19 protein-coding genes are annotated in these 23097 nt (G+C 57.0%); 15 read left to right on the top strand and 4 right to left on the bottom strand.

What is annotated here, in order from left to right:
- The first annotated feature begins 75 nt into the window (after positions 1–75).
- From GRX64_RS00770 to GRX64_RS00760, 3 genes are all read left to right on the top strand, one after another.
- Positions 76–1317 (top strand): ATP-grasp domain-containing protein, encoded by a 1242-nt coding sequence (locus tag GRX64_RS00770; protein WP_166263277.1) that lies wholly within the window; start codon positions 76–78, stop codon positions 1315–1317.
- A 51-nt stretch (positions 1318–1368) separates the two neighbouring features.
- On the top strand, positions 1369–3390 hold the full coding sequence (locus GRX64_RS00765; RefSeq protein WP_166263276.1) for a hypothetical protein: 2022 nt from the start codon (positions 1369–1371) through the stop codon (positions 3388–3390).
- A 265-nt stretch (positions 3391–3655) separates the two neighbouring features.
- The gene (locus GRX64_RS00760) at positions 3656–4510 is read left to right on the top strand and encodes an SDR family oxidoreductase (protein ID WP_207308682.1); all 855 of its coding nucleotides are present in this window, start codon (positions 3656–3658) and stop codon (positions 4508–4510) included.
- Between the two features lie 93 nt (positions 4511–4603).
- On the opposite strand, the gene GRX64_RS00755 is transcribed toward GRX64_RS00760, so the two are convergent.
- The 3 genes from GRX64_RS00755 to GRX64_RS00745 form a co-directional block, all read right to left on the bottom strand.
- Positions 4604–5521, bottom strand: a complete 918-nt coding sequence (locus GRX64_RS00755) for a pirin family protein (RefSeq protein WP_166263275.1) — start codon at positions 5519–5521, stop codon at positions 4604–4606.
- Positions 5522–5859: 338 nt separating this feature from the next.
- Complete coding sequence (locus GRX64_RS00750) at positions 5860–6561, bottom strand: outer membrane beta-barrel domain-containing protein (RefSeq protein WP_166263274.1); 702 nt, start codon at positions 6559–6561, stop codon at positions 5860–5862.
- On the bottom strand, positions 6531–7334 hold the full coding sequence (locus GRX64_RS00745) for an SH3 domain-containing protein (RefSeq protein ID WP_166263273.1): 804 nt from the start codon (positions 7332–7334) through the stop codon (positions 6531–6533). The genes GRX64_RS00750 and GRX64_RS00745 overlap by 31 nt, the downstream gene beginning before the upstream one ends.
- Before the next feature lie 381 nt (positions 7335–7715).
- Between GRX64_RS00745 and GRX64_RS19460 the strand changes: the two genes are divergently transcribed.
- The 11 genes from GRX64_RS19460 (at position 7716) to GRX64_RS00690 (ending at position 20520) form a co-directional block, all read left to right on the top strand.
- Positions 7716–8399, top strand: coding sequence for a hypothetical protein (locus GRX64_RS19460; RefSeq protein ID WP_207308681.1), 684 nt, complete (start codon positions 7716–7718; stop codon positions 8397–8399).
- A gap of 3 nt (positions 8400–8402) precedes the next feature.
- Complete coding sequence (locus GRX64_RS00735; protein WP_166263272.1) at positions 8403–10154, top strand: tetratricopeptide repeat protein; 1752 nt, start codon at positions 8403–8405, stop codon at positions 10152–10154.
- Positions 10144–12972, top strand: coding sequence for a tetratricopeptide repeat protein (locus GRX64_RS00730; RefSeq protein ID WP_166263271.1), 2829 nt, complete (start codon positions 10144–10146; stop codon positions 12970–12972). The genes GRX64_RS00735 and GRX64_RS00730 overlap by 11 nt, the downstream gene beginning before the upstream one ends.
- Complete coding sequence (locus tag GRX64_RS00725) at positions 12953–13813, top strand: tetratricopeptide repeat protein (protein WP_166263270.1); 861 nt, start codon at positions 12953–12955, stop codon at positions 13811–13813. Before GRX64_RS00730 ends, GRX64_RS00725 begins: the two co-directional genes overlap by 20 nt.
- Before the next feature lie 9 nt (positions 13814–13822).
- The gene (locus GRX64_RS00720; RefSeq protein WP_166263269.1) at positions 13823–14122 is read left to right on the top strand and encodes a hypothetical protein; all 300 of its coding nucleotides are present in this window, start codon (positions 13823–13825) and stop codon (positions 14120–14122) included.
- Between the two features lie 51 nt (positions 14123–14173).
- Positions 14174–14839, top strand: a complete 666-nt coding sequence (locus GRX64_RS00715; protein ID WP_166263268.1) for a MotA/TolQ/ExbB proton channel family protein — start codon at positions 14174–14176, stop codon at positions 14837–14839.
- Between the two features lie 19 nt (positions 14840–14858).
- On the top strand, positions 14859–15389 hold the full coding sequence (locus GRX64_RS00710) for an ExbD/TolR family protein (RefSeq protein ID WP_166263267.1): 531 nt from the start codon (positions 14859–14861) through the stop codon (positions 15387–15389).
- Positions 15386–15889 (top strand): ExbD/TolR family protein, encoded by a 504-nt coding sequence (locus tag GRX64_RS00705; protein ID WP_207308680.1) that lies wholly within the window; start codon positions 15386–15388, stop codon positions 15887–15889. Before GRX64_RS00710 ends, GRX64_RS00705 begins: the two co-directional genes overlap by 4 nt.
- A 12-nt stretch (positions 15890–15901) precedes the next feature.
- Positions 15902–16849 (top strand): AgmX/PglI C-terminal domain-containing protein, encoded by a 948-nt coding sequence (locus GRX64_RS00700; protein ID WP_166263266.1) that lies wholly within the window; start codon positions 15902–15904, stop codon positions 16847–16849.
- Positions 16850–16919: 70 nt separating this feature from the next.
- On the top strand, positions 16920–19829 hold the full coding sequence (locus GRX64_RS00695; RefSeq protein WP_166263265.1) for a PD40 domain-containing protein: 2910 nt from the start codon (positions 16920–16922) through the stop codon (positions 19827–19829).
- 13 nt (positions 19830–19842) lie between these two features.
- Positions 19843–20520 carry a hypothetical protein gene (locus tag GRX64_RS00690; protein ID WP_166263264.1) on the top strand — a complete coding sequence of 226 codons (678 nt, stop codon included), beginning with the start codon at positions 19843–19845 and terminating at the stop codon, positions 20518–20520.
- 104 nt (positions 20521–20624) lie between these two features.
- Here GRX64_RS00690 and GRX64_RS00685 read toward each other — a convergent pair whose 3' ends face one another.
- Positions 20625–21578 (bottom strand): MBL fold metallo-hydrolase, encoded by a 954-nt coding sequence (locus tag GRX64_RS00685; protein WP_166263263.1) that lies wholly within the window; start codon positions 21576–21578, stop codon positions 20625–20627.
- A gap of 446 nt (positions 21579–22024) precedes the next feature.
- Between GRX64_RS00685 and GRX64_RS00680 the strand changes: the two genes are divergently transcribed.
- Positions 22025–22699, top strand: a complete 675-nt coding sequence (locus tag GRX64_RS00680; protein WP_166263262.1) for an RICIN domain-containing protein — start codon at positions 22025–22027, stop codon at positions 22697–22699.
- Positions 22700–23097 lie beyond the last annotated feature (398 nt).

Here is a 23097-nt window from a genome sequence, read left to right as displayed (position 1 = left end):
GGAGCCATCGTGTTTCTAACTTTCCCCTAAAGGTGTAGGTTGGTGACCTAACTTGTCGAAGCGGAGGAACTGCGAATGACAGAGCAAAAATCAGCAAAACGTGATCCCAATAAAGGCTATGTAGCTCTCTTGGGTTGGAGTTTGAGTGCAGTTGAAGCTGCCGACAAATTCGATCGCCGCTACGTTGTGGTGGCGCCGGACTGGGCCGAAGCTTATTGCAAAGAGCACGATATTCCCTACGTGCCCTGGAACTTTGAACGGCTGAATGATCGCTCGATGGAAATTGCGCAGACGCTGAAGGACATGGGCGTGGACGTCTCTATCCCCTTATTTGAGGAGACAGTTGAGTGGGCGGGTGCGATTAACTCGGTATTGCTCGACAACCCGCGTTTGTTCGGTCAATCCTTGCTGCTCCGCGACAAAGCACTGATGAAGCGTCGTGCCCAGTTGGGTGGTATTCGGGTCGGTATATTCGAAGAAGCTCACGACAAGGCCGATGTAGTCCGCTTCCTGAAGCGCGTTAACCAGACTTTGCTGAAGCTGGACGGTGACCCCAACGATCCCATTCACTTGAAAGCCTTCGATAAAGCCGGCTGTCTCGGGCACCGTGTCATTCGGACGCCGGATGAAGTGGATACCATTCCGGACGAAGAATTCCCGGTGTTGATGGAATCGCACCTGGACGGTTGGGAGTTTGCGGTTGAAGCCTGGATACATAATGGCAAGATCCGATTCCTGAATATCTCCGAGTACGTCACGCTGGGCTACTCAGTGTTTGTCCCCGCGACACCGGAACTGGAAAAGTATCGGGATGCCATCACCGTCCAGATCGAGAAGCTGATTAAAACCTTCGATATCGAGTTTGGCTTTATTCACCCCGAGTACTTCGTAACCAGCGATGGAGAAATGTACTTCGGTGAAGTGGCGTATCGTCCACCAGGGTTCAAGGTGTTCGAGCTGCTCGAGCGAGCGTATGGCTTTAACGCCTATCAGGGTCTGATTCTGTCCTTTGACCCCAAAACCACAGAAGAAGAGATAACAAACTTTTTCCCGAAAGAAGTGGTCGATGCCAAGGGCGTCGCTGGGTGCTTCGGTGTGTACCCACGTCGTCGTGTGGTCAGCCGTCTGGAGATTCCGGCGGAGACCGAAGATCACGAGTATTTCGAGTCTCATGAACTGACGCCGCCGGTTGAAGAAACGGTCACCAAGCGGACCGCGTTCGGTACCCACTGGGGTCTGATTTACTTCTTCGGTGACGACGCGCACACCATGAGAGACCTGCTCAAGCATCAGGAAGAACTCGATTTCTATGTATAATCGAGAGGCGCGACATGCACGTTAGTGTCGTAATTCATACAAGGAGTCAGCTTGAGTCACACAGAGCTCAACGATGAGGCCAATGCCAGCAAATTGGAGAGTCTGTCCGTAAGACTGGACGAAGCAATCCAATGGCTGGCGGATGCGCCCAATTACGCGAAGCCAGGCAAGGTCCGGCGTGTGTTTGATGCCGCCCGCCGATTGCTGATGGTGGAAGGGGGCTGCGCGGTGCTCGAAAGCCGTGCAGCACAATTCGAGGCGTCGGGTGTTTTCAACGGCTCGGACTGGATGTATCCCCAGATATTATTACCGGCCCTGGCCTCTCTCTCGCTGAAAAGCCCGGTGGCGGACACCGTCATTATCGAGGCCATCAGTGAGCTGCGGTTGCTGGCCATTGCCATGGGTGACTTTGACCACCCGGCCATGTCGGCCGAACAGGCACACCATTATCTGACCCAGGTGATGGCACTGAATCTTGACTTGCTGTTTGGCACGCCGAGCGAAGCGGAGCGTGAGCAGCAGGGACGTCTGGCATTGGCGACGCGCTTATTGCTCCGTCATCTTGCGCAACGAATCGGCTATGAGCACGTCATCGACCAGTTGGTGGACGAGATCTGGCGCATTCTTCAGCAGCGTCCGATCCAGGTCGATAACATCAAGAAAATGGTGACCCAGATTGCGGCCACTCGCGGCAATCCGGACATCGATCTGGGCAATAGCGGTCAAGGCGCCGATCGATTGATCAGCAGCCTTTACGGCACCACGCAAGCGTGCCGTGAGGACCCCGGTGTGGTGGTCTACCAGGAACGCCTGGACAGCATGGATTCGGGGGCCCTGCAGTATGAAGCCTCCGGATTTGCGCGCGCCATGCATGACACCGGGTTGGTGTCGCCCTACCACGCGGTCCTCGTTCGGCACCTGCAGAACCAGGGCAGCTACCTGTTGTCAGAGGCCCTCGGGCTGTCGAGCACGGGGCGGGACTGCCTGCTGTGCTATGACGATCTGGTGCACGCCATCATCAAGGAGGGCATCTTTGCGCAAACCGCGCAGGGCATTTATGGCCTTGCCCTGATGCTTGAGCGCGGTATTCTTTACCAGCCGCCCGTGGCACCGGCGCTATGGCGGCAGATTTCTTTGCCATTGTCGGTCTATTCGAAAGAGCGTCTGACGCTGGCCTATGGTTACGAGCCGTCGCCCCGGGCCCGGTTGCTGGAGGGTGTGTTGTGCATGCTGGGGCAGCCACTGGGTGTGGGTCAGGGTAATAATCCGACCTGCCAGTCGGCGCGTGCGTTGTCCATGTGGGCGTACAACGATCCCGATTACCTGTTGCAAATGGTGGTGTGGGCTGCCCGGGATGATGAGATCATTATCCATTTTGAAGGTCAGCCGATTTCCTCCAGGGACAGTGTGTCCGGGGTTGCCAAGGAATTGCCTTTCGATCTGGACCCGGTGTCGCTGATAGTGGTGCCGCACCTCGACAGAATTTACGCTGAGATGGGACGCCGATGCATCGGCCGGGAGGGTGACCCACATCGCTGGGTCAACCCGGAGTTTCATGGCTGGTGGTCCGGGCGTGGTTTCCGCATCAATGTCGATGTGGCAACCGGCAAGCTGGACAAACTGGAAGACTTTCTGCGGCACTTTTATGCCAGCTATCACCCGTACTACAACGGTAACCAGCCCCTCATCCACCCGCAGCCGGCGGGCATCGCAGTAACAGACAGTGCGGCCCGGTTTATTGGTTGGCACGCAATTACTGTGTTGAGAGTGTCGCTGGATCCGCAGGAAGTGATGCGGGTCTACTTTTTCAACCCGAACAATGACAGCGGTCAGAATTGGGGCGATGAAGTGGTCGTCAGCACGGCCGGGCATGGCGAGCGGTTCGGTGAGTCATCCCTGCCTTTCGAGCAGTTCGCCTCCCGACTGTATATTTTCCATTTTGACCCGCTTGAGCGCGGTGAGTTGGCCAATGTCAGTAATGAAGAATTGCAGCGCGTCATAGACCGGGTGCATCGCAGCTGGGGTGCCGACCGGGTGCCCGCCAAGGAACTCCAGGCCGACCCCGGTGTGTAAAGCGGGCGGCCCGGGTATGCGGTGTGAATCCTTGCTCGGGTCTGCGTGTTGAGCTGGTAAAACAAGCCTCTGACTTCAGGGGCTTTTTTATGGGCGAATCACGGGGGCCGCACTGAGTCATAGTGGATGTTCAAGGGTTGGATGCTGATCGATGCGTTGAATTGTTCTTACCGCAAGCGTTGGCGTAACAGCCCCGGTTGCAGCGCTCTGCGCGCGCCCCGAATTGCCGACACGGATGCGGTACTAACACAGCAGGAGCGAAGGTATGACCACGGTGATGATGGACAAAGTTGTGCTGATTACCGGTGCCAATAGCGGCATTGGGTTTTGTGCGGCTCGGGACTTGGCGGGCAAGGGGGCAAGGGTCGTCCTGGCCTGCCGGCGTCCGGAGGCGGCGGATGACGCGATGGCCGCCATTCGGGTCATACATCCCCATGCCCAGTTGGACAGTGTCCAATTGGATGTGTCGTCACTGGAGTCCGTTCGTACCGCCGCCGCTGAAATACTTGAGCGCTTTCCGACATTGGACGTTTTGGTGAACAATGCCGGCGTGGCCAAGGTTCGTCGGGAAGAATCGGTGGACGGTTTTGAAATGACGCTGGCCACCAATCACCTCGGACCGTTTTTGCTGACCAACCTGCTGCTGCAGGCCGTTAAATCACCTGGTGGTCGTATCATCAATGTGGCGTCAGTGGCGCACACAATGGGCAAAATACACTTTGATGACCTGAATCTGACCAAAGGCTATCGAGTGATGAGAGCCTACTCGCAATCAAAGCTGGCTAACATGCTGTTCACCCGGGCACTGGCCAAACGCCTCGACGGCGCTGGGGTCACGGTCAATGCGCTCCATCCGGGCGCCGTCAACACCAATATCTGGCCGGGCAACCGTTGGTACGAAAAAGTTGTGAGCAGTGTGATACGGTTATTTACCATTTCCGCCGATGAGGGCTCCAGAACCACCACCTGGCTGGCCAGTGCCCCTGAGCTCGAAGGTGAAACCGGTGGGTATTATCAGGACTGCAAACCCCAGAAAACCAAGTCCAGTGCCCGGGATGACAATGCCGCAGAACAACTCTGGGCCGTCTCGGAAAAAATGGTCGGTCTGTCCGCTGCTTGATGCCCGTGCCTGGATTCGCTCGTGTTTTCGCGATCACGGTATGGGTTTCGGCGTCGGCCGGTTATGCACGCGACATCGCCGCGACCGACGGTATTATTCCGGCAACGGGATAAACTCGTCCTCGTCTCCGGCAACCTTGGCAAAGCGGCCTGCCTTCCAGTCTTCCTTGGCCTGTTCAATCCGCTCCTTGCGGCTGGAGACGAAATTCCACTCGATGTAGCGGTCAGGCATGGTCTCGCCGCCGATGATCGCGATGCGGGACGCCTCGGTTGCCTCCAGGGCAATGCCGCCGTCGGCGCTGAACACCGCCATCGAGTGCGCCGAAATGTCAGTGCCGCCGGCTCTCAGGTGGCCCTGGGCGACATAGACCGCACGTTCTGCTGCCTCGGGCAACGTAATGGACTGGCCCTCGCTCAGGTTGGCTTCAACATACAGCGTTTCGGCGAACGTTTTGACCGGTGAAGTCACGCCGTAGGCCGAGCCCATCAGCACCCTCACAGGGACCCCCTCCACCGTCACAGAAGGTATCTCCTGCTCAGGGTAGTGATAGAACGCGGGGTCGGTTTCTTCATCCTGTTCGGGCAGCGCCAACCACAGCTGTAAGCCATGCAGGTCGTGGTCGCTGTCCGTGACCTCGGGTCGCTCGCGCTCGGAGTGCGCAATGCCGCGCCCGGCAACCATCAGATTGATATCACCCGGTTGAATGGTCTGCAGGCTGCCAAGGGAATCCCGATGCAGAATTTCGCCTTTGAACAGGTAAGTCACGGTCGCCAGGTTGATGTGTGGGTGAGGGCGAACGTTCAGACCCTGTCCAATGGGGAAGTGGACGGGGCCCATGTGGTCGAAAAAGACCCAGGGGCCAACCTTCCTGCGCTTCAGTGTCGGCAGGACACGGCGCACCGAAAAACCGCCAATATCCTTCACCCTGGGCTCAATAATCAGCTCAATGGCGTGGCAAGGGGCCGGCACAAACAGGCAGTCCTGCTCCAGGTGTTCCATAAGATTGCTCATGGCCGAGTCCTCCAATGATGTTCGGATTGGCGGTTTAACCGTCAAAGTGGCCGTTGTCTTCACTCCTTAATTTTAGAATGAAATTCGACATTGAGGGTGTCTATTTATCGAGGCTGTCTAGTTTGGTGCGAGTCTCTGACTGTTGCGCGTGTCTATTGACTCTGTCGCGTCAGACCGGGGCGAGGGTTCAGGGCCAGTCGTTGATAGAAGTGCTGTTTCATTGAGGGCGTGCCGGCGCATTGATTGCGCCGAGAGTTGGCGTGTCTTTGGGGCATACCGACGGCACAGACCTGCCGGCCCCGGTCGTGCGGTCGGCGCCGGTGCTCCTCGACTCCCCGTCAGAAAAACAGGGTGAAGCCGGAGGAGAGCTCTATGTTGTGGGTCAACTGGGATTCGCGAATGAGGTCGCTGGTGAACATGTGGTCCCGAAAATCAACGTGTACGGTCAGCCAGTCCAGCAACACGATTCTGAAGCCTGTGCCCAGGGTGGTGGTGAAATTGTTTTCTCCCCCGAACTCGGTGTTTCCAACACCCCCGACCAGATAAAAGGCCGAGTTGAACGTCAGCGAGTCGCTGAAGAAGATCTCGCCCGGAAAGATGTTATAGCCCACCAGGAAATCGTAGTAGCTGTATTCTCGATCCGAGTCCGTTAGCAGGCGTACATTGCTGCCGCTGAGTTCCTCGAAGGAGGTCAGGCCAGCCTCGGTGAAACCATAGTTGAACTGCAGGAAAAAGTCCTCGGTGGCGTGGAACGCGGCACTGACACCCAGCAACGGCTCGCTGCTGAAGTTGTCAATGCTCATCAGTCCACCAAAAACACCGATTTCGAAGAACTCCGCGTCAATATCCGCTTCGCGGATAGTGCGGGGCTCTACTTCTGGCGTAATAACCTGAATCGGAGCCGGTTTTGTCGTATCGCCGGATGCCTGGGCCGCCGACAGTTGTGGCAGCATCAACAAACACGCCAGTAACAGCGCTTTTCCAGACCGTATACCAGTCAGTGCTGGCATTAGAAGAAGGTGTTCAATCCGATTTTCCATTCGCTTAAGCCTGTGCTGTCTGAATTGGAAGATACCGAGTACAGCCGGTACTCGGCCCGAACCAGGAAGTTTCGTCCGATGTAGTAACTAAGGCCGCCGCCGAAGGCCAGGGCATCGGCGTCGCCGAGATCGCCCAGCAAGACTTTCTGACGGGCGTCGAAGGAAAATCGTGACACCCCCACCAGCGCGTAAGGCGTCAGCTTCCAGCGATGAAACGGCTCGAAGATCAGGTTGGCGCTGTAGTAGTCACTGGTAACGGACTGGTTGTATATCTTGCCAGCTTCGAGCTCTGCGCCCATCCAGGTGAGAGGGCGGTAACCAAGGGTCAGACTGAAGCTTGCGGATTTTTCAAACACACCGGTGGTGAAGCCAACCCGCCAGTTTGAGGCCAGGTACTCCCCATGCCCGACCTCCGGAAGATCCGCTGGCAGCCCGGTGGGCTGTAGCGTGTGGCCCAGTTGGGCCGCTTTTGTCCAGCCTTCCTCGCCCGTTGTGGAGCGCACTTTGTACCAGTTCGTTTTGCGTTTGAGGAGTTCGACCTGTTCGCCCTTTTCGATGACATGAAACACGGGATAACCACGGCCCGGCGCGGTATGAAGCTCGATGAACGGATCGACTACTTCAAGTACCGCACTGTCATCGTCGAAGGCGGTCTGAGCGCCGACGTGGGACAGCGGAAGCGTCAGCAATACCATTGAGAACACGATGTCCCGGCTGAGGCTTCCTGAAAACAGGGACGGACCCCTGATGTTCGTATTTGTGATCGCGGTCATAACTATGGAACCGATGCTTTTTGCTTGTGTAAAATTGTGTAAAATATTGTAAATATATGTTTTTATTGAAAAAAAATGGGTTCGCAAGAGCGACTCTGACGACCGCTTTGCCATTGGGCAATAGCCCGCATTCAATTTCGAGCAGTGGATCACAGAATCCAATTCAATAAAAAATTAGCCGTTCCATTAATGAATTCTTGTGCTAGCTTATTTGACAGTATTTAACGAATGAAACAATTCCCTAGAAAACTGATCGTCCGCTAAAAACCGAGCCGCAAACAAAAGAGCTCTCCGGACAAAATCAGACAACTCAAAAGTCCGTCCCCTGATTGTTCACGGTTATTGGTCAGCGCCACACCGGCGTCCTGGCCCAGGAGCAAGATGGTGACTTTTCAAAAGCAGGGATCTGGTCGCAGGTCAGCAAACATCCAATCGCGCAGAACGCTGTCCGTTTTTCTGGCCGTGGTTCTATGGGCGGTCTGTGGCAGCCACGCAGTGGCCAGCGAAGACACGGCCGAAAACCGCGACAGGGCAGCGGCAGGTGCCCCTGCGGCAGCGCTCGACCAGATCATCGAAACGCCATTGTCGGTTCGCAAGAGCCGGGAACGGGCTCAGCGTGCCGTGAACGAACTGTCCCGGGATATTCAAGGCCTGAAGCAGTCCGTCGTGGTGCTTAATAAGAATCTGAGGGTTCTGGAAGAAGACCTGCTGTTTCCGGCGAATACCCGGTTTCACGTGTTCCTGTCCCTGAACGTCGGTGAGTTTTTCCGCCTGGAAGGCGTTGAGCTGCGGCTGGACAATGAAACCGTCACCTCGTATCTGTACAGCGAAGACGAGCGCCAGGCCCTGGCTAAAGGCGGTATGCATCGCCTGCACATGGGCAACGTCAGTGCCGGCGAGCACACGTTGTCCGCGTTCTTTATCGGACAGGGGCCCAACGGCCGTGAATATAAGCAGGGCAGCAGTCTCCGTTTCACCAAAGGGCAAGGTCCGAAGTATGTCGAGCTGAGTATTGCCGATTCCGAAGCACGGCAGCAGGCGGAATTCTCCGTTCGGGAGTGGTAAGCCATGTCGCGTCGTCACTCCGCCAGCCGGATGTTCCGGCAAGTCATCCTGTGCCTGACCACTGGCGTGCTGGCCAGCCACAGTGGCACCGCATCGGCCGTCACGGAAGTACATGACCTTAAGTACGGCGCCATTCTGTTCGAGTTCTACCAACAGCACTACTTCGAAGCGTTGGTCGAGTATGCGTGGGCGGAAGAAAAGGGCGGTGTCCAGAATCACGGCACTTATCCTGAGCTGCTCAAAGGGGGGGTCAGTCTGTCCTATGGTCTCGATACGCAAGCTGAAGAAATCTTCAGCCGCGTTGCCCGTGGCAACCTGACGGAGGAGGTTCGCAACCGGGCCTGGTTTTACCTCGGGAAAATGCAATACCTGCGGGGCGATACCAACGCCGCTGCCACCAACCTTGGGAACGTTCAGGGCGGCCTTCCAGAGGCGGTTGACGCCGAATACCGTTACCTCGCTGCGCTGGTCAATGTGAAGCTCGGCTACTTTTCTGCGGGTGAATCCGTCGCCGACACCATCGACATAGACAGCCCGTTCGCACCTTACTTTTATTTCAACCTGGCCATTGCCTTTGGTGCTCAGGAAGAATCAGACCGCGCCATTGCTGCCCTGGAAAAAGTCATTGCCCTCAATGATGGCAGTGAGGAGCTCCGGCGTCTGGCGGACCGGGCGCGAATGGCGCTGTCTTTCCTCTACTCTCGTCGGGAAGACCAGGTCAACGCCGGCCTGCAGTTGTCCCGTATCAGCAGTACCGGCGCCTATTCCAACCGAGGCCTGCTCGGTGCGAGCTGGATGGCGATTAACGACGGGGCGTTCCGGGATGCCCTGGGTCCGTTGAATGAGCTGGCGAAACGTTCTATTGCGTTGCCGGAAGTTCAGGAAGCCACTCTTTTGCAGCCCCATGTATACGAACAACTGGGGTTAAACGGCCGTGCTGCGCAGGGGTTTATCGAGGCCGACAGCAAATTTCGTGATGCTCTGGACTGGCTGGACAAAGCCCGGCAGTCCCTTGGTCATGCCGATGTCATGGAGTTGTTCGTCCAAAATCTTGACGAGGTCCTTGGCGAGAGCGACTGGTTCGGTCAGGCACCGTCAGTGTCAGTGAATCACCTGTCGCCATTTTTGGTGGAGTTGATGTCGGACCACAGTTTCCAATCCCTGCTCAAGGATCTGCGGGACCTTTACGCCATTCGCAACAACCTTGAGCGCTGGCAAGCCCGCCGGAACGACTTTGATGTGATTCTGGCCGCAAGAGCCGGCAGCCTGGACGGCGAAAGCCACGGTATGGCACTGGCGGGGCTCGGTCGTCAGTTGTCACAGAGCCGCGAACAGAAACAGAGGTTGTCGACGCGCATGTTGGCGCTTGCACCGGAAGATCGGGAAAAGCTTCAGTGGCAGCTGGACGAGCTGGCGTTCGATATTACCCGCGGCGAGCAGATGTTGCAGGCGGTGAATGGCGCCGGCGAGCTGTCTGACGGGGCTGATTTTGAGCAGGGCGTGGTTCGCATGATGGCTCAGGTAGACGCGGAGATGGTGCATACGGAAAGCCTGGTCGTCAGGCTTGAAGACGTCATGCGCACGCTCGTGTCTACCGAGCTGGATATCCACGAGCAGCGGCTGAAGCAATATCAGGTTGAAGCCCAGTTGGCCAAAGTTCGGATTCTTGATCGATCCCTGCAGACCCTGGACGGGGCTGAAGTGGAGGCAGAGGCAGCCTCTGCCGGTGAAGAAGGGGATGATCATGCGATCTAATATTCTAGTGCTTGCGCTATTGCTCAGCGGTTGCGCCGGCTTCGACGACGGTAAGACTATTGGTCGTATACAGGATAGCCATCAGCCCTTGGCGGACATACCGTTGCCCCGTGTGATGCACGAGGACGTTCGCCGTGAGTATCGGGAGCTGTTGAAAACCATTGAGGACCGGAAACTCAAGGAGCAGATTGAGCGCCGTATTGCCAGCGTCTACATGCTCGAAGGTGACTACAACCAGCTTATCGACGTGTTGCCTGGAGATAAGGGCTATTTCCCGGATGCCATTACTGCCTACCAGGAGCTGCTGAAGAAATATCCGGACTCCAGCGACAATGCCGAGGCCATGTACCAGTTGGCCAAGGCCTATGACCTGGACGGCCGTGACCAGGACGCGAAGGCGGTTCTCAAGCAATTCATCCAGGATCATTCAGAGTCCGGGCGGTTGGCCGAGGTCTATTTCCGCAAGGGCGATATTCATTTCCGGCACGAAGAGTACGAGGACGCGGAGCAGGCTTATCAGGCGGTCATCAACCTGGGCCAGGATTCGGTGTTTTTGAACAATTCGTACTACTTGTTGGGCTGGTCCCAGTACAAGCTGTCGGATTACGACAACAGCCTGATGGCATTTTCGCAGGTGCTGGACCGGCTGGTGCCGGCAGATGGCAAGATCGAAAAGCTGGATAATGTTAACCGTTCGCTGGTCGACGACACGCTGAGAATCATGAGTGTGGGGCTGGCCTATGCCGGTGGCGCGACGAAGATCGACAGCATGTTTGCCCAGCGTCCAGCGAGTGCGAAATACACCTGGATTCTTTACTCGAGTCTGGGCAAGCACTACCTCGAGAAGGAGCGGTACGAGGATTCGGCGTCGTCATTCCGGGCATTCGTGGTACAGAACCCGGACTCTGACCGGGCTCCGGAGATGCATGCGGACATGATCCGCGCCTACGTGGATGGCGAGTTTTCCCAGCAGGTACTGCCTGAGAAGGAAACCTACGTCCAAAACTATGGCATCCGCTCCGAGTTCTGGAAGACCAAGCCCGCAGATATCCGTGCCAAAGTCATACCCAATATCAAGACCTACATTGAGGAACTGGCCCGGCATTATCATGCCACCGGACAACGCCTGAAGCGTGAGTTGGCTGAAGGCGCGGTGGCCAGTGTTGCCGAGCAGCGTGCCAGCTTCCTGAAAGCGTCCGAATTCTACGGTGAATTTGAGCAGACCTTTCCGGATGACCCGAAAGTGCCGGAAATGGTGTACATGCGCGCGGAAGCGGCCTTCGATGGCGGCGATTATCCGACCTCCATCACCCACTACGAACGCACCGCCTACGAATTCAAGACCTCCGGCTTCGGGGCCGATGCGGGCTACGCGGCCATCATCGCCTACCAGAAAGAGGCCGAGCGCCTGATGGCAACGGCCGGTGAGGGCAGTGAACAGCTGCGCGCCTGGCGCAGCAAAGGCGTCGACAGTCAGTTGCGTTTTGTGCAGGCGTTCCGGGATGACGAACGTTCCGGTTCGGTACTGGCCAAAACCTCTGAAGAACTGTTTGCGCTCGGGCGGTATGAAAAAGCCCTTGAAGTGGCCACCGGCATCGTCAGCCGCGACGGCGACGTGGATCGCGAGCTCAATCGAACGGCCTGGGGTGTCATCGCGCACAGTCAGTACGAACTGGGTGATTTTCCCGCCGCAGAAACCGGCTATCGCAATCAACTCCGTTACATCGACACCGCCGACCAGGAGTATGACGGAGTCACCGAGCGTATGGCGGTCACCATCTACAAACAGGGCGAACAGGCCCTGGCGGCGAAAGATCTGGCCGGTGCTGTCGAACAGTTCCTGCGTATCAAGAACGTGGCCCCCAATACCGATGTCCGCGTGATTGCTCAATTTGATGCCGCTACCCATCTGCTGACCCTGGAAGACTGGGACCCTGCGCTGGCGGAGATGAACGAACTGCGTCGCCTGTTCCCGAACCACAAGCTGGCGGCAGACCTGCCCCAGAAGATCGCCTGGGCCTACGAGCAGGACGAGCAGTGGCTGCTGGCGGCACGTGAGTATGACGCCATCTACCGGAGCGATGCCAAGGCGACGACCCGGCGGGACGCACTGTTTCTGTCCGCCGAGCTGTATGAAAAGGCCGGCGATGATGAACAGGCACTCACCTACTTCAAGAAATGGGCGTTTGATTACGAAGAACCGTTTGATACCCGGATGGAAGCCCGTTACCACGTGGCCTACCTCTACAAGCGCGTGGATGATCTCAACCGTCATCTGTACTGGCTGCGCCGGGTGATCGATGGCCACGACAAGGCGCCATCCAACTGGCAGAGCGATCGCTCGTCCTGGCTGGCAGCCTGGGCAAACAACGAATACGGCGATTACTGGCGTACCGAGTTCGATCGGGTCCGGCTCCGTCATCCTTTGAACAAGAGCATTCCCCGCAAGAATGAAAAGATGAAGAACGCGCTTGATCGTTACCAGCAGGCGGTCGAATACAGTGTGCTGGATCAGACCACTCGGGCCACTTTCAACATTGCCGACTTGTACGGGCAGTTTGCCAGGGAACTCATGGACGCACCCAGACCCAAGGGCCTGAGCGAACTGGAAGTCATGCAATACGAGCTGGTGCTCGAAGAACAGGCCATTCCCTTTGAAGATCTCGCGATTGAAGTGCATCAGGCCAACATCGACCGTTCCTGGGGGGGCATGTTCAACCCCTGGATTGAACGAAGCTTTGGCGCTATGGCGAAGCTGAACCCGGCACGATTCGACAAACAGGAAGTACAGGTGGCGTATGGCGATGGTATTCGTTAATCCCGCGCGCAGAGGCGCACTGATCACGACAATCCTGCTTTCTGGCTGTGCCGGGCTGGGTTCAATGAACGACCCCGTCTCCGCTCCGGAAAAACCGGAAGTGGACGTTGTGGCCGCTGCGGTCACTCAAGTTGAGTCTGCTCCGGGATCGGAGCATCGGTATCTCCCACGCCAGGCCTACGATGCCCAAGGAGAAAAAGTGACCTATGTTCCAGCACCCAATCCCTACACCACCGCGCCCGTTGCTGTGCCATCCGAAGTGATCGCCCGGTTCCAGCGTGCCAACGAACTAATGGTGGAAGAGCAGCATCGGGATGCCCGCAAGGCCTTTGAGGCCATCACCCGTGATTATCCGGACTTGTCCGGGCCCTGGGTCAAGCTGGGTGAGCTGGCGGAAATCGGAGAGCGGATGGAGCGGGCCGAGAAGTCATACCGCAAGGCGCTCGAGGTCAATCCAGACAACGTAAATGCCTACCTGTCCCTGGCGCTGTTCCAGCGCCGGACGGGTGACTTTGACGGTGCCCGGGCAACCTATCTGTCGGCCCTCCAGCTCTGGAGTGACTTTCCCGGTGCCCACCTGAACCTGGCCATTCTGTATGACCTCTACCTGAACCAGCCGAAGAAGGCGCAGCCCCATTACGAGGCTTACCAATTCCTGGTCGGCGATGAAGATCCGCGAGTGGCTGACTGGTTGATTGAGGTCCGGCGCCGGACCGGCATTGAAACCAGCTTCATCGACATTCCGCCGCCGCCACCAGAAACCACCGGTGAAGCGGCGGCTTCCGAGCCGATGGCGGCGGACAAAAGTCCGGCCGCAGAACAAACCGAAGAGAACGGCTAGGAGAGTGTCATGACAATATTCAGATCACGGCTTGCCGTTATCACCGCCTTTGTGTCCCTGGCCCTGGCGCAGACCGCCCTGGGACAGGAGGACATTGACCTGGAGAGCACCTTTGTCGGTGACAAGGAGCAACCTTCAGTCAGTTATTTCATCCCGTGGAAACCGCCGGAAGGGCCGGAACGGCTCTACCGTTCAATCACCTCTGTGTCCGGCAGGGTGTTTGAAGTGGTGGACCGGGATGTTCACGCAAGAACCATGAGGTTCTACGACGAACTTTCTCTGGAAGTGCCCGCAGGCCCGGCCGAGTAAAGCAAACACCAAAAACGAATTAATCAAACAGCGACGTGTGGAGTACCTGACATGAATTTTTACTCAAGCATAGTTTCATTCTTCCAGGAAGGCGGAGCCTTCATGTTCCCAATTGCACTAGTTCTGATGGTGGGTCTTGCCATTTCGGCGGAACGGTGGATTTTCCTCAAGCGGGCCTATCATTCCAACAAAAAAGCCTACACCCAACTGTTGCCGCTGATGAACGAGAAGAAGTTCGACGAGGCCGAGCAAGTGGCACAGGACAACGGTTCCGCTATTGGCCGCCTCATTGCGGTGGCACTGGACACTATGCGCTCGTCTCCTCGTCGGGATGACATTCATGCCGCGATGCAGGAAGGCGTGATGGAAAGTATTCCGCGCCTTTCCAAACGCACCAACTATCTGGCCATCCTCGCCAACGTGTCGACGCTGCTGGGTCTGCTCGGCACCATCATCGGTCTGATTGCTGCGTTTACCGCGGTTGCCAACGCGGATCCGGCTGACAAGGCCACCCTGCTGTCGCAGTCGATATCAGTCGCCATGAACACGACGGCGTTTGGTCTGATCGCCGCCATTCCGCTGCTGCTGATCCACTCACTGTTGCAGAACAAGACGCTGGAAATTGTTGAGAGCATTGAGATGGCGGGAGTGAAAGCCATGAACACCATCGTTCGCAGCAACCGTCGTTCTGTTAACACGCGTGAATCCGACGCCTGATCCAAGCGGGTAATTTGTTATGTTTACAAAACGCAGAGAACTGGAAGAGCCGGACATTGATATCACCGCGTTCATGAACCTCATGATCGTCCTGGTGCCGGTGCTGCTGATGAGCATGGTGTTCAACCACATCTCGATTCTCGAGCTCAACCTGCCGGACCTGACCGGCGCCCAGACCGCCAGTGCTGAGGACAACCGGCAGTTGGAGGTGGTTGTGCGGGAAGCCGTCATCGAGGTGTATTACCCCAGTGGCAACCTGGTGAAAACCATCGACAAGGTTGAAGCCACGGACGATGGCAAGGCGGCGCGCCATGATTTCCGGGCCTTATCCAATGCCCTGATGGAGATCAAGCGCCGACTGGCCGCCAAGAGCATCGACAAGAAAGACGTCCTGTTGCTGTCTGAACCGGGGGTTACCTATCAGTCCCTGGTGTCCACCATGGATACCTTACGTTCCGCCAAGACGGTTGTCGTTGCCGAAGCGGTGGACGTGGAACTGTTTCCGGAAATCTCCCTCGGGGATGCGCCGAAGAAAGGAGGGAAGTCATGAACGACAAACTGACTTCATTCGGCCTCAAGGGCAGCCAGAAAACATTCATGAAACCGGCGAAGCTGAACCTGGTGTCGCTGATGGACATCTTTACCATTTTGGTGTTCTTTTTGCTGCTCAACTCCGGCAGCAATGAAATCCTCAAGGTCAACGACGTGGTCCTGCCCGATTCCACAGCGGAAGAGCGTCCGAAAGAGACCACCGTGGTGATGATCACCGAGGATGACATCCTGGTGGATGGTCGGCCGGTGGCGTCCATCAACGAGGTGATCGTGTCCAATGGCCTGATTGATGGCCTGATGGAGGAACTCCGTTTCCAGGCCAGCAAGCGCTCCGAACTGACCGAGCGTGAGAAAACCCTGGGCCGGGCGGTAACTATTCTGGGTGACCAGGAAATTCCCTACGAACTCCTGAAGCGGGTGATGCTGACCTGTGCAAAGGCGGATTATCGGGACCTTTCCATGGCCGTTTCACGCGTTTCCGGCAACAGCGGCGCCTGACGGAGGGGATCGATGACAGCTTTGACAATCACACACTACGAGTTCGCTTTGCCCTGGGAAGCCAGTGACGAAGAGGACAGTCGCTTCAAGCGGATACTCAAACGCCTGTTGCTGCTGCTTCTGTTGCTGGCGGTCATTTTTCCGTGGCTACCTTTACCGGAAATTGAACGTGAGGAAAAAGAGCGTTTGCCACCGAGCCTCGCCAAAGTCCTCATTGAGCAACGTAAGGTCGTGCCACCGCCGCCGCCACCGGAACCGGTGAGGCAGGAGGAAAAAGCAGAACCGGAACCGACCGAAAAGAAGGCCGCACCGAAACCCGCGCCCGCCAAGGAAGTTAAAAAGGCCCGCGAAAAGGTGTCCAAAATGGGCGTGGCAGCCTTCTCCAAGGAACTGTCATCCCTGCGCAGTTCTCTGAATGTGGCCAAGCTACAGGCTCGTAACACCAATGTGACCACCGGTGCGGCGGCCAAGGCCGCGCGCTCGGTACTCGGTGCCACTTCGGCGACCAAGACCAGCGGCGGTGTGAACAGCTCGGTAATGAACGACTCTGGCAGCGGCACGCAACTCGCAGCCCATTCCTCTACCGCGGTTGAAAGCCCGATCGGCAGTGGAACAGGTGGCGGTGGCGGCAGCAGCAGCGGCGGTGGCTCCCATCGTTCAAGCGTTGATGGCGGCCGTGACATGGAGTCCATCCGGAGGGTGTTCGAACAGCACAAAGGCGCAATCTATGCCCTGTACAACCGCGCGTTGCGCAGTGATCCGGGGCTTCAGGGTAAGTTTGTTTTCCACATAGTGATTGAGCCGGATGGCAGCATCTCCAGCATCAAACTGGTGGATAGCCAACTGGAAGACAAGAAGCTGGCGCTGAAACTGCTCGCCCGGATCCAGATGATTTCCTTCGGTCCGGAGGACGTTCAGGCAACACCGGTTAACTACAAGTTCGATTTCATGCCTGGTTGATGGACAACCGGTTGCGGCTGTTACTGGCCGCGACCGATTGCCTGCTGCAGTGCAGGTTGGGAGAAAGATCATGAATAAATTACGCGGCAAGGTGGGCGGCCTGATTCTGGCCGGCATGGTCATAACAGGGTTGAGCGGCTGCATTGAGGGCGAGCTCAGCGATAACGAGCAGAACATGCTCTCTGATCAGCCTTTTGCCTACGTGGTCAGGGACTATCCGGACATGGGCGACACATCGTCCCTGAATATCCGGCCGCCTCTGGACCCGCGCGCACCTTACGCGTTCAATCCGGGTGCTCAACTGTTGGTGCGTGACCGCATCGCCCTGAGCTCCAGTGAGCGCAATGTCCTGGGTGGCTATTTTGGCGGTGCCTACGATGTGAAGGACCTGGATGTGTCTCCCGACGGAGAGCGAATGGTCTTTGCGGCCCACGGTCCGGCCGGCAGTGATGCGCACAGTACCTGGAACATCTACGAGTATTCGTTTGTCACCGGGCGGGTACGCCGGGTTCTGGCGGCGGATGATCTGGCCAATGCCGGGGAGGATACCAATCCCACGTACACCAATGAAGGGAAAATCATCTTCTCGTCATCCCGGCAGTACTCGCGGGGTGATTGGCGGATCCTTGATCTTCGGGAATACCTGGAAGACTTCAATGAACCGGCATCCCTGCTGCACTCCATGAATATGGACGGCACCGAGCTGACCCAGATCACCTTTGGCCAGTTCCACGATATTGAGCCCAGCACCATGAACGACGGGCACGTCGTCTTCATTCGTTTCGGCCGCATCTATGAGACGCTCCAGGATTGCACCCTGGACAACATCGATGACCCCAATTTTAACCAGCAGCCCCACGGTGGCGGTTTCGGTCAGGGCAACGGCGGCAAGTTCCCGTCGGGGCTGGAACAGCCCAAGGAATGGACTGTCGAAGACAAGTGCGGCGCGTCGCTGGCGAGCGCGGTTGACGGTGAGCGAATTTTCGTCGAGGACGTGCTCAGCATGTATCGGATCACCCCCAACGGCGGCAACGTGCACCGGTATTTCGGCAGCCTGAGCGAAGCGTTTTCTGATGCCTCGTTCATCCACTACATGGATCCGATCCCCCTGGACGACGGCAACCTGCTGACGGTCATGCGCCACATCTACAGCCCCATCTACGGTGGCGATCTGGTGAAAATCAATAGCCAGAACTTCTTTGCCGTGGGCAAGCCCGTGGATGAGAGTGTCATCGGTGAAGCCGAAGAATCCATGACGCCGGGACTGGTTAACTTCTACCCCAATCAGGTCTCTCCGGCGGGCTGGTACAGCGCCGTTGCGCCTTACAATGATGGCTCGGGCCGATTGTTGGGCAGTTGGGCCCAGTGTCTGACGTCTGACGCTGCTATCACGGCGGCCTGCGAAGGCTCGTCCACGGTGGATAACCTCAGTGAGCCGCAGTACGGCATCTGGATGGTAGACCCTAATGAAAATACCCGCTTACCGGTGGTTCAAGGCTTCGAGAGAGCCCTGTATACCGACATCGTGATTGCGGATTATAACGAACTGGCGCAGCCCTATAGCGGCGAGCGACCCAGGCTGAATCTTGAGGAAAACACCGCATTGTTCCATATCCGCAGCGTTTACGACCTGGACGGCGCAGATATGGCGGAACTCTACGACGGCGGTATCGAAAACCGGCGGGACCCCTCCCTGACCTCTCCGGACGACCGTTCCGAGCGGTTTGTCCGGGTGTTGGGCAAGCGCAGTATTCCGCCGGAACTGGAGCAGGCGATCCTGACCAACGAGATTTTGAACCCGACTGACGGCTCCCAGCCACCCCTGGGACTGACGCCGCTCGTTGGCTCAGGCAACCGTGCGCTTTACGACGTGCTGTCCTACGCGATGGTGGAACCGGATGGCTCGGCCCTCGTGAAAGTGCCGGCCGATACCAACTTCACCTTTGAGGTTGTCAACAAGCGCGGCAAGCGTGTGGAGCTGATTGCGACACCGGATTTCAACTACAACTACCTGACCCAGCATCCGCGCTCGCTGCGGCTGGAAGACGGCGAAGTGCTCAAGTGTTACGGCTGTCATGATCCTGACGTCGACATCCCGCACGCCCGCACCGATGTGGAACTGGCGTCCGCGAACCCCGGTGCGCCCGGCGCGGGCCTGCCGTTCCCCAACGCCAATCCGGCGATCATTGCGCAGTACGGGAAAGACACCATGGCCGAAACCCTGGTGAATTCCCTGGCGCAGTTGACTGCGACCTGGGCGGATACGGTTCGATACGAGGATTACTGGGGCAACCCCCCGGATGAGACCCTGGCGTTCGAGGTTCCCTACGCCGGCCTGACTACGCCGATGCCGGTGACCGATGCGACCTGCCTGACCAACTGGACCAGCGAGTGCAAGGCGACCATCAATTACCAGGAGCACATTCAGCCGATCTGGAGCAGTTGCCGCATAGATCCGAACCAGAATGTGGTGACGTCCTGCCAGAATTGCCACCGTGCCGCGGAGAGCAAATCCTGCCCGGACGGCACCGGTGGCGGTGGTGCCAGCACGGGGCTGTTGCTGGGCAGTAGCAATGCCTCCTGGGACGCACGTCAGTTGGAATCCTATGTGCAGCTGTTTAATCCCGACTATTACCTGAAGCAAGAGAACGGCGAGTGGATAGAAGTGGACCCGACCGTCGACGGGGCCTGTCCGGAAGGCGTTCAGGGTGACCTGACCGTGCTGCCAGACCCGGGTGTCTGCTTTGCGCGCCGGTTAATGAGCGCACGCGGTGCCATTCCGAGCGCCCGCTTCTTCAGCCTGTTTGATAACGATCCGGATGACGATGAATACCAGGTGGAGACTGCGGCGACGGCCGAGATCCGTCGTAATCACATGGGTATGCTCAGTGACGCCGAATTGCGCCTGATCGCCGAGTGGCTCGACAGCGGGGCCCACCTGTTCAACGACCCGGACAAATTTGAACTCCCAGCACCTTGAGAGGAATAACACCGTGACAGTTGCATTAGGCCAATCGGACATCATTGACCTGGAGAACTGGGGTATCCCCGATCTTGATCTCCAGCGCCCGGGTTGGGACGTTCCAGCCCGGGAAAACTGGCAAATCGAGAGCCGTTTTCGGCAAACCAGTGTCCGGGCGAAAACCAGTACCCTGTTCAGTCGGTTCAACCGGCATTATCTGTCGGTCCGGATGCATCGGCGTAAAAAGGAATTGCCAGAAAAGGTCATCGATTTGACGTTTGTGGAACCGCAGCCGAGAGAAATCAAGGACTACCACTACAAACTCTGGTTCGCTGCGGCCTGTCTGCTCATCTTGCCTGCCGCAATCTTTGCCCTTGTGCCGCTTTCATGGTGGTGGCTGATTGCACCGGTCGGTGCGGCTCTGGTGCTCGTTGCAGTGGCACTGCGCCGGCACCGGCACTGTTTTGAGTTTCTGGCACTGAACAGCGACGTCGTTCTGTTCACGATCGACGCGTGGCCGTCGGACGACATCAAGAGGAATGCTTTCATCGAGGCCATGTGCGCAAGCATTGTCTTGGGGCAGCGCCAGTTGCCGGAGGGCAAGGGCAGGATTCCACGGGCGGTCTCGGAGATGCGCCGCTTGTCTGCCGAGGGGGTAATTACCAAGGAGCAGTACGAAGCCATTAAACGGAACTGGTTTGCGCTCTGATCAATGCAGGGTACTGATGACTTGCTGAACCGAGGCCGTAGCCGGCCAAGGTGAGCCGGAAGGCAGGGCAACCGGGCGACTGAGGCCGCCCGGTGTTATCGATCTTACTGACCCCCCTCATAATTGGCAGGGATGAAGTCGTAACCCGTCTGGGCGTCACGCAGGTGGCCCAGACCGGGGAACGCCAGATGGGCGGCCCCGACCAGATAACCATTCGCTGCTGCGTCAGCAAACGCGTCCGCACGGGTCATCACCGCCTTTTCGCTGTCGGTGTCAAACTGGATGGCAATGCCCGGTTCTGGAAACTGCACCGCGGCGACGTGAATCAGGTCACCCCAAAGCATCAGGGTATCGCCCTCGCTCTCGACTTTGTAAACACTGTGCCCCGGCGTGTGACCTTTTGCCGCGATGACGGACACGCCTGTCACCAGTTCCTGATCCGATGCGAACGGCTTGAACTGGCCGGACTCGACATAGGGGTTCAACGATGCCATCGCGCCCTGGAAGAAGCCCTTGGAGCCTTCATCGGCCTCGCTCAGATTCTTATCACTCAGCCAGAAATCCGCATCCTGCTGGTTGGCGCGGACAACGGCATTGGGAAACACCCTCTCGCCCTCGGATACCAAGCCGCCGACGTGATCCGGGTGCATATGAGTGATGTAAACCTCATCCACGTCGCCAGCTTTGTAGCCTGAAGCCGCCATATTGTTGGCCAGGTTACCCAAAGTTGGCCCGAACAGGCTGCCCGCGCCGGTATCAACCAGCACCAGCTTCTTTCCAGTATTAATCAGATAACCGTTCACCGAGGTGGTCAGGGGCGCGGACTGAAAATTCGCCGCCAGGGTCTCGTGGACGTGCTCTTCAGTGGTGTTGAGAAGCAACTTATCGACCGGCAGTTTCACTGTGCCATCGGACAGTGCCGTCACCTCAAACGAGCCGACCATGGTGCGATAGTAACCCGGGGCCTGTTCTCCGGCCATGGGCACAGCGCTGTGGGCGACATTGGTCACGAGCATCGCCGTGAGCAGAGGCAGAAACCATTTAATCGATGTGGGCATAGAGTTTGCTCCATTTGCTTCTTGAAGTGGAAAAACATGATTGAACAAGTCCAGATAGGTTCGTAACAGAAGCCATTTTGGATCTGTTAATGGCTCTGACCGCCCAAACTTAAGCGCCAGAGCGTATCGGTTGTGCGGATAGGCAGGTGTTCGCGTGTTCTGCTTGCTTTTTATGTGTTGGGGCACCGATATAGCGGTCCCGCCTCAAAAAAATACGGCCTTCTGAGCCCTAGCCCGAATGGCGACATTGAGGGATTTAAAGCGGCTTAGAAAACACTCGGGGAGAGGTGAAAATAGCTCTTTTGGTTAGTGTCCGAATGATAAGAATTAGCCAATACTCAATGTCCATGCGCAAGCTCATGAGCCGTTGGCGCGAATAGTAGCCCGGTAAGCCCGCGTTCAAAGCAATGATCAAAATGCTTAAAATTTCAACGAGGGAAATGACCATGAATATTAATAAATCATTTACCGCTGTGGCAGTAACGATGACACTGCTCATTGGCCAGGCTTTTGGCCAGGCTGGCGTAAATCAACTCGCGGAGGTCAGTTCTGCTGAAGCAGCGACGCGAATAACATCCGGCGACTCAACAGCTTTGACGAGCGCCCTTACTAGTGCTGATGTAACCTCTGACGGCCCCTCGGTCCCTTCGTACCTCTTGGTTAAATTCATATCAAACAGCTTCCTGGGTGACAACAAGGTGTTGACCTTGGATTCCAGCAACCGCCTCATGATGGCAACAAAGGATAAAATGAATCCGCGCCAGCAATGGCATGTTGTCGAAGGAAACAACGGTTACATTCATCTCTGGAACCAGGCGCTGGGGGAAGTGCTCCGTGTCGACAGCGACACGACCAAACCCCACATGGCCAAAAGCGGCAACTACAGCGGCCAGTTCTGGGCTCTGGAAGATGCCCGCAATGGCTGGGTTCGGATATCCAATGCTTACCAGGGGCGAGACAAGGTTCTCGATACCTATAACGGCACCGGCAACTACGTTTTCTTTGAAGCAAAGGCCAAGAATACCTCAGGCACCTTCTGGAAGGTGGTTCAAGACTCGGTTCCGAACCCGGATTACGTTGCTCAAACGAGTTATGACTATGTACCTCTTCAGCCCCAGTAACAGAAGGCTTCAGGTTCAGTAAGGCGGGAAGAGGGGGCCAAAACACGCCGGAGTGCAATGGCAATCCAGGACATTGAGTGACTCATAACCTCCGAGGCATAGGTGCCTCACTTCGATACCATGCAAGGGGTGGGCTGCCGTTACCCTGTCCACCCTTCTAACGGTTGTCCTGTGTTATGAAGCCAGACTGACCACTCATTGCTGGTTGGGTGACATTAGCACAACGGGGCATTGAAGATGTGAAGCATGCAACCAGTGTGACCCTGATTTCGGGTCATCTGGGCATCATTTCCGACCTAATCGCGCCCCGGGATAAGGTGGCCTTGGGTAATGCCCCGACTTGCTGAACATCTTACCTTTCAAGCGCAAGAACATGTGGGAACATTGGGCGTTGTTGT

It is taken from the genome of Marinobacter caseinilyticus (assembly GCF_011074955.1).
GTDB classification, from domain to species: domain Bacteria; phylum Pseudomonadota; class Gammaproteobacteria; order Pseudomonadales; family Oleiphilaceae; genus Marinobacter; species Marinobacter caseinilyticus.
This window is presented reverse-complemented; position numbering and strand designations above follow the sequence as displayed.

Coding starts and splice junctions, on each gene's coding strand:
- GRX64_RS00760 (WP_207308682.1), top strand. CDS start 3,656: ATGACCACGGTGATGATGGACAAAGTTGTGCTGATTACCGGTGCCAAT.
- GRX64_RS00680 (WP_166263262.1), top strand. CDS start 22,025: ATGAATATTAATAAATCATTTACCGCTGTGGCAGTAACGATGACACTG.
- GRX64_RS00700 (WP_166263266.1), top strand. CDS start 15,902: ATGACAGCTTTGACAATCACACACTACGAGTTCGCTTTGCCCTGGGAA.
- GRX64_RS00725 (WP_166263270.1), top strand. CDS start 12,953: ATGGCGATGGTATTCGTTAATCCCGCGCGCAGAGGCGCACTGATCACG.
- GRX64_RS00730 (WP_166263271.1), top strand. CDS start 10,144: ATGCGATCTAATATTCTAGTGCTTGCGCTATTGCTCAGCGGTTGCGCC.
- GRX64_RS00755 (WP_166263275.1), bottom strand. CDS start 5,521: ATGAGCAATCTTATGGAACACCTGGAGCAGGACTGCCTGTTTGTGCCG.
- GRX64_RS00710 (WP_166263267.1), top strand. CDS start 14,859: ATGTTTACAAAACGCAGAGAACTGGAAGAGCCGGACATTGATATCACC.
- GRX64_RS00685 (WP_166263263.1), bottom strand. CDS start 21,578: ATGCCCACATCGATTAAATGGTTTCTGCCTCTGCTCACGGCGATGCTC.
- GRX64_RS00715 (WP_166263268.1), top strand. CDS start 14,174: ATGAATTTTTACTCAAGCATAGTTTCATTCTTCCAGGAAGGCGGAGCC.
- GRX64_RS00745 (WP_166263273.1), bottom strand. CDS start 7,334: ATGACCGCGATCACAAATACGAACATCAGGGGTCCGTCCCTGTTTTCA.
- GRX64_RS00705 (WP_207308680.1), top strand. CDS start 15,386: ATGAACGACAAACTGACTTCATTCGGCCTCAAGGGCAGCCAGAAAACA.
- GRX64_RS00770 (WP_166263277.1), top strand. CDS start 76: ATGACAGAGCAAAAATCAGCAAAACGTGATCCCAATAAAGGCTATGTA.
- GRX64_RS00735 (WP_166263272.1), top strand. CDS start 8,403: ATGTCGCGTCGTCACTCCGCCAGCCGGATGTTCCGGCAAGTCATCCTG.
- GRX64_RS19460 (WP_207308681.1), top strand. CDS start 7,716: ATGGTGACTTTTCAAAAGCAGGGATCTGGTCGCAGGTCAGCAAACATC.
- GRX64_RS00750 (WP_166263274.1), bottom strand. CDS start 6,561: ATGGAAAATCGGATTGAACACCTTCTTCTAATGCCAGCACTGACTGGT.
- GRX64_RS00695 (WP_166263265.1), top strand. CDS start 16,920: ATGAATAAATTACGCGGCAAGGTGGGCGGCCTGATTCTGGCCGGCATG.
- GRX64_RS00720 (WP_166263269.1), top strand. CDS start 13,823: ATGACAATATTCAGATCACGGCTTGCCGTTATCACCGCCTTTGTGTCC.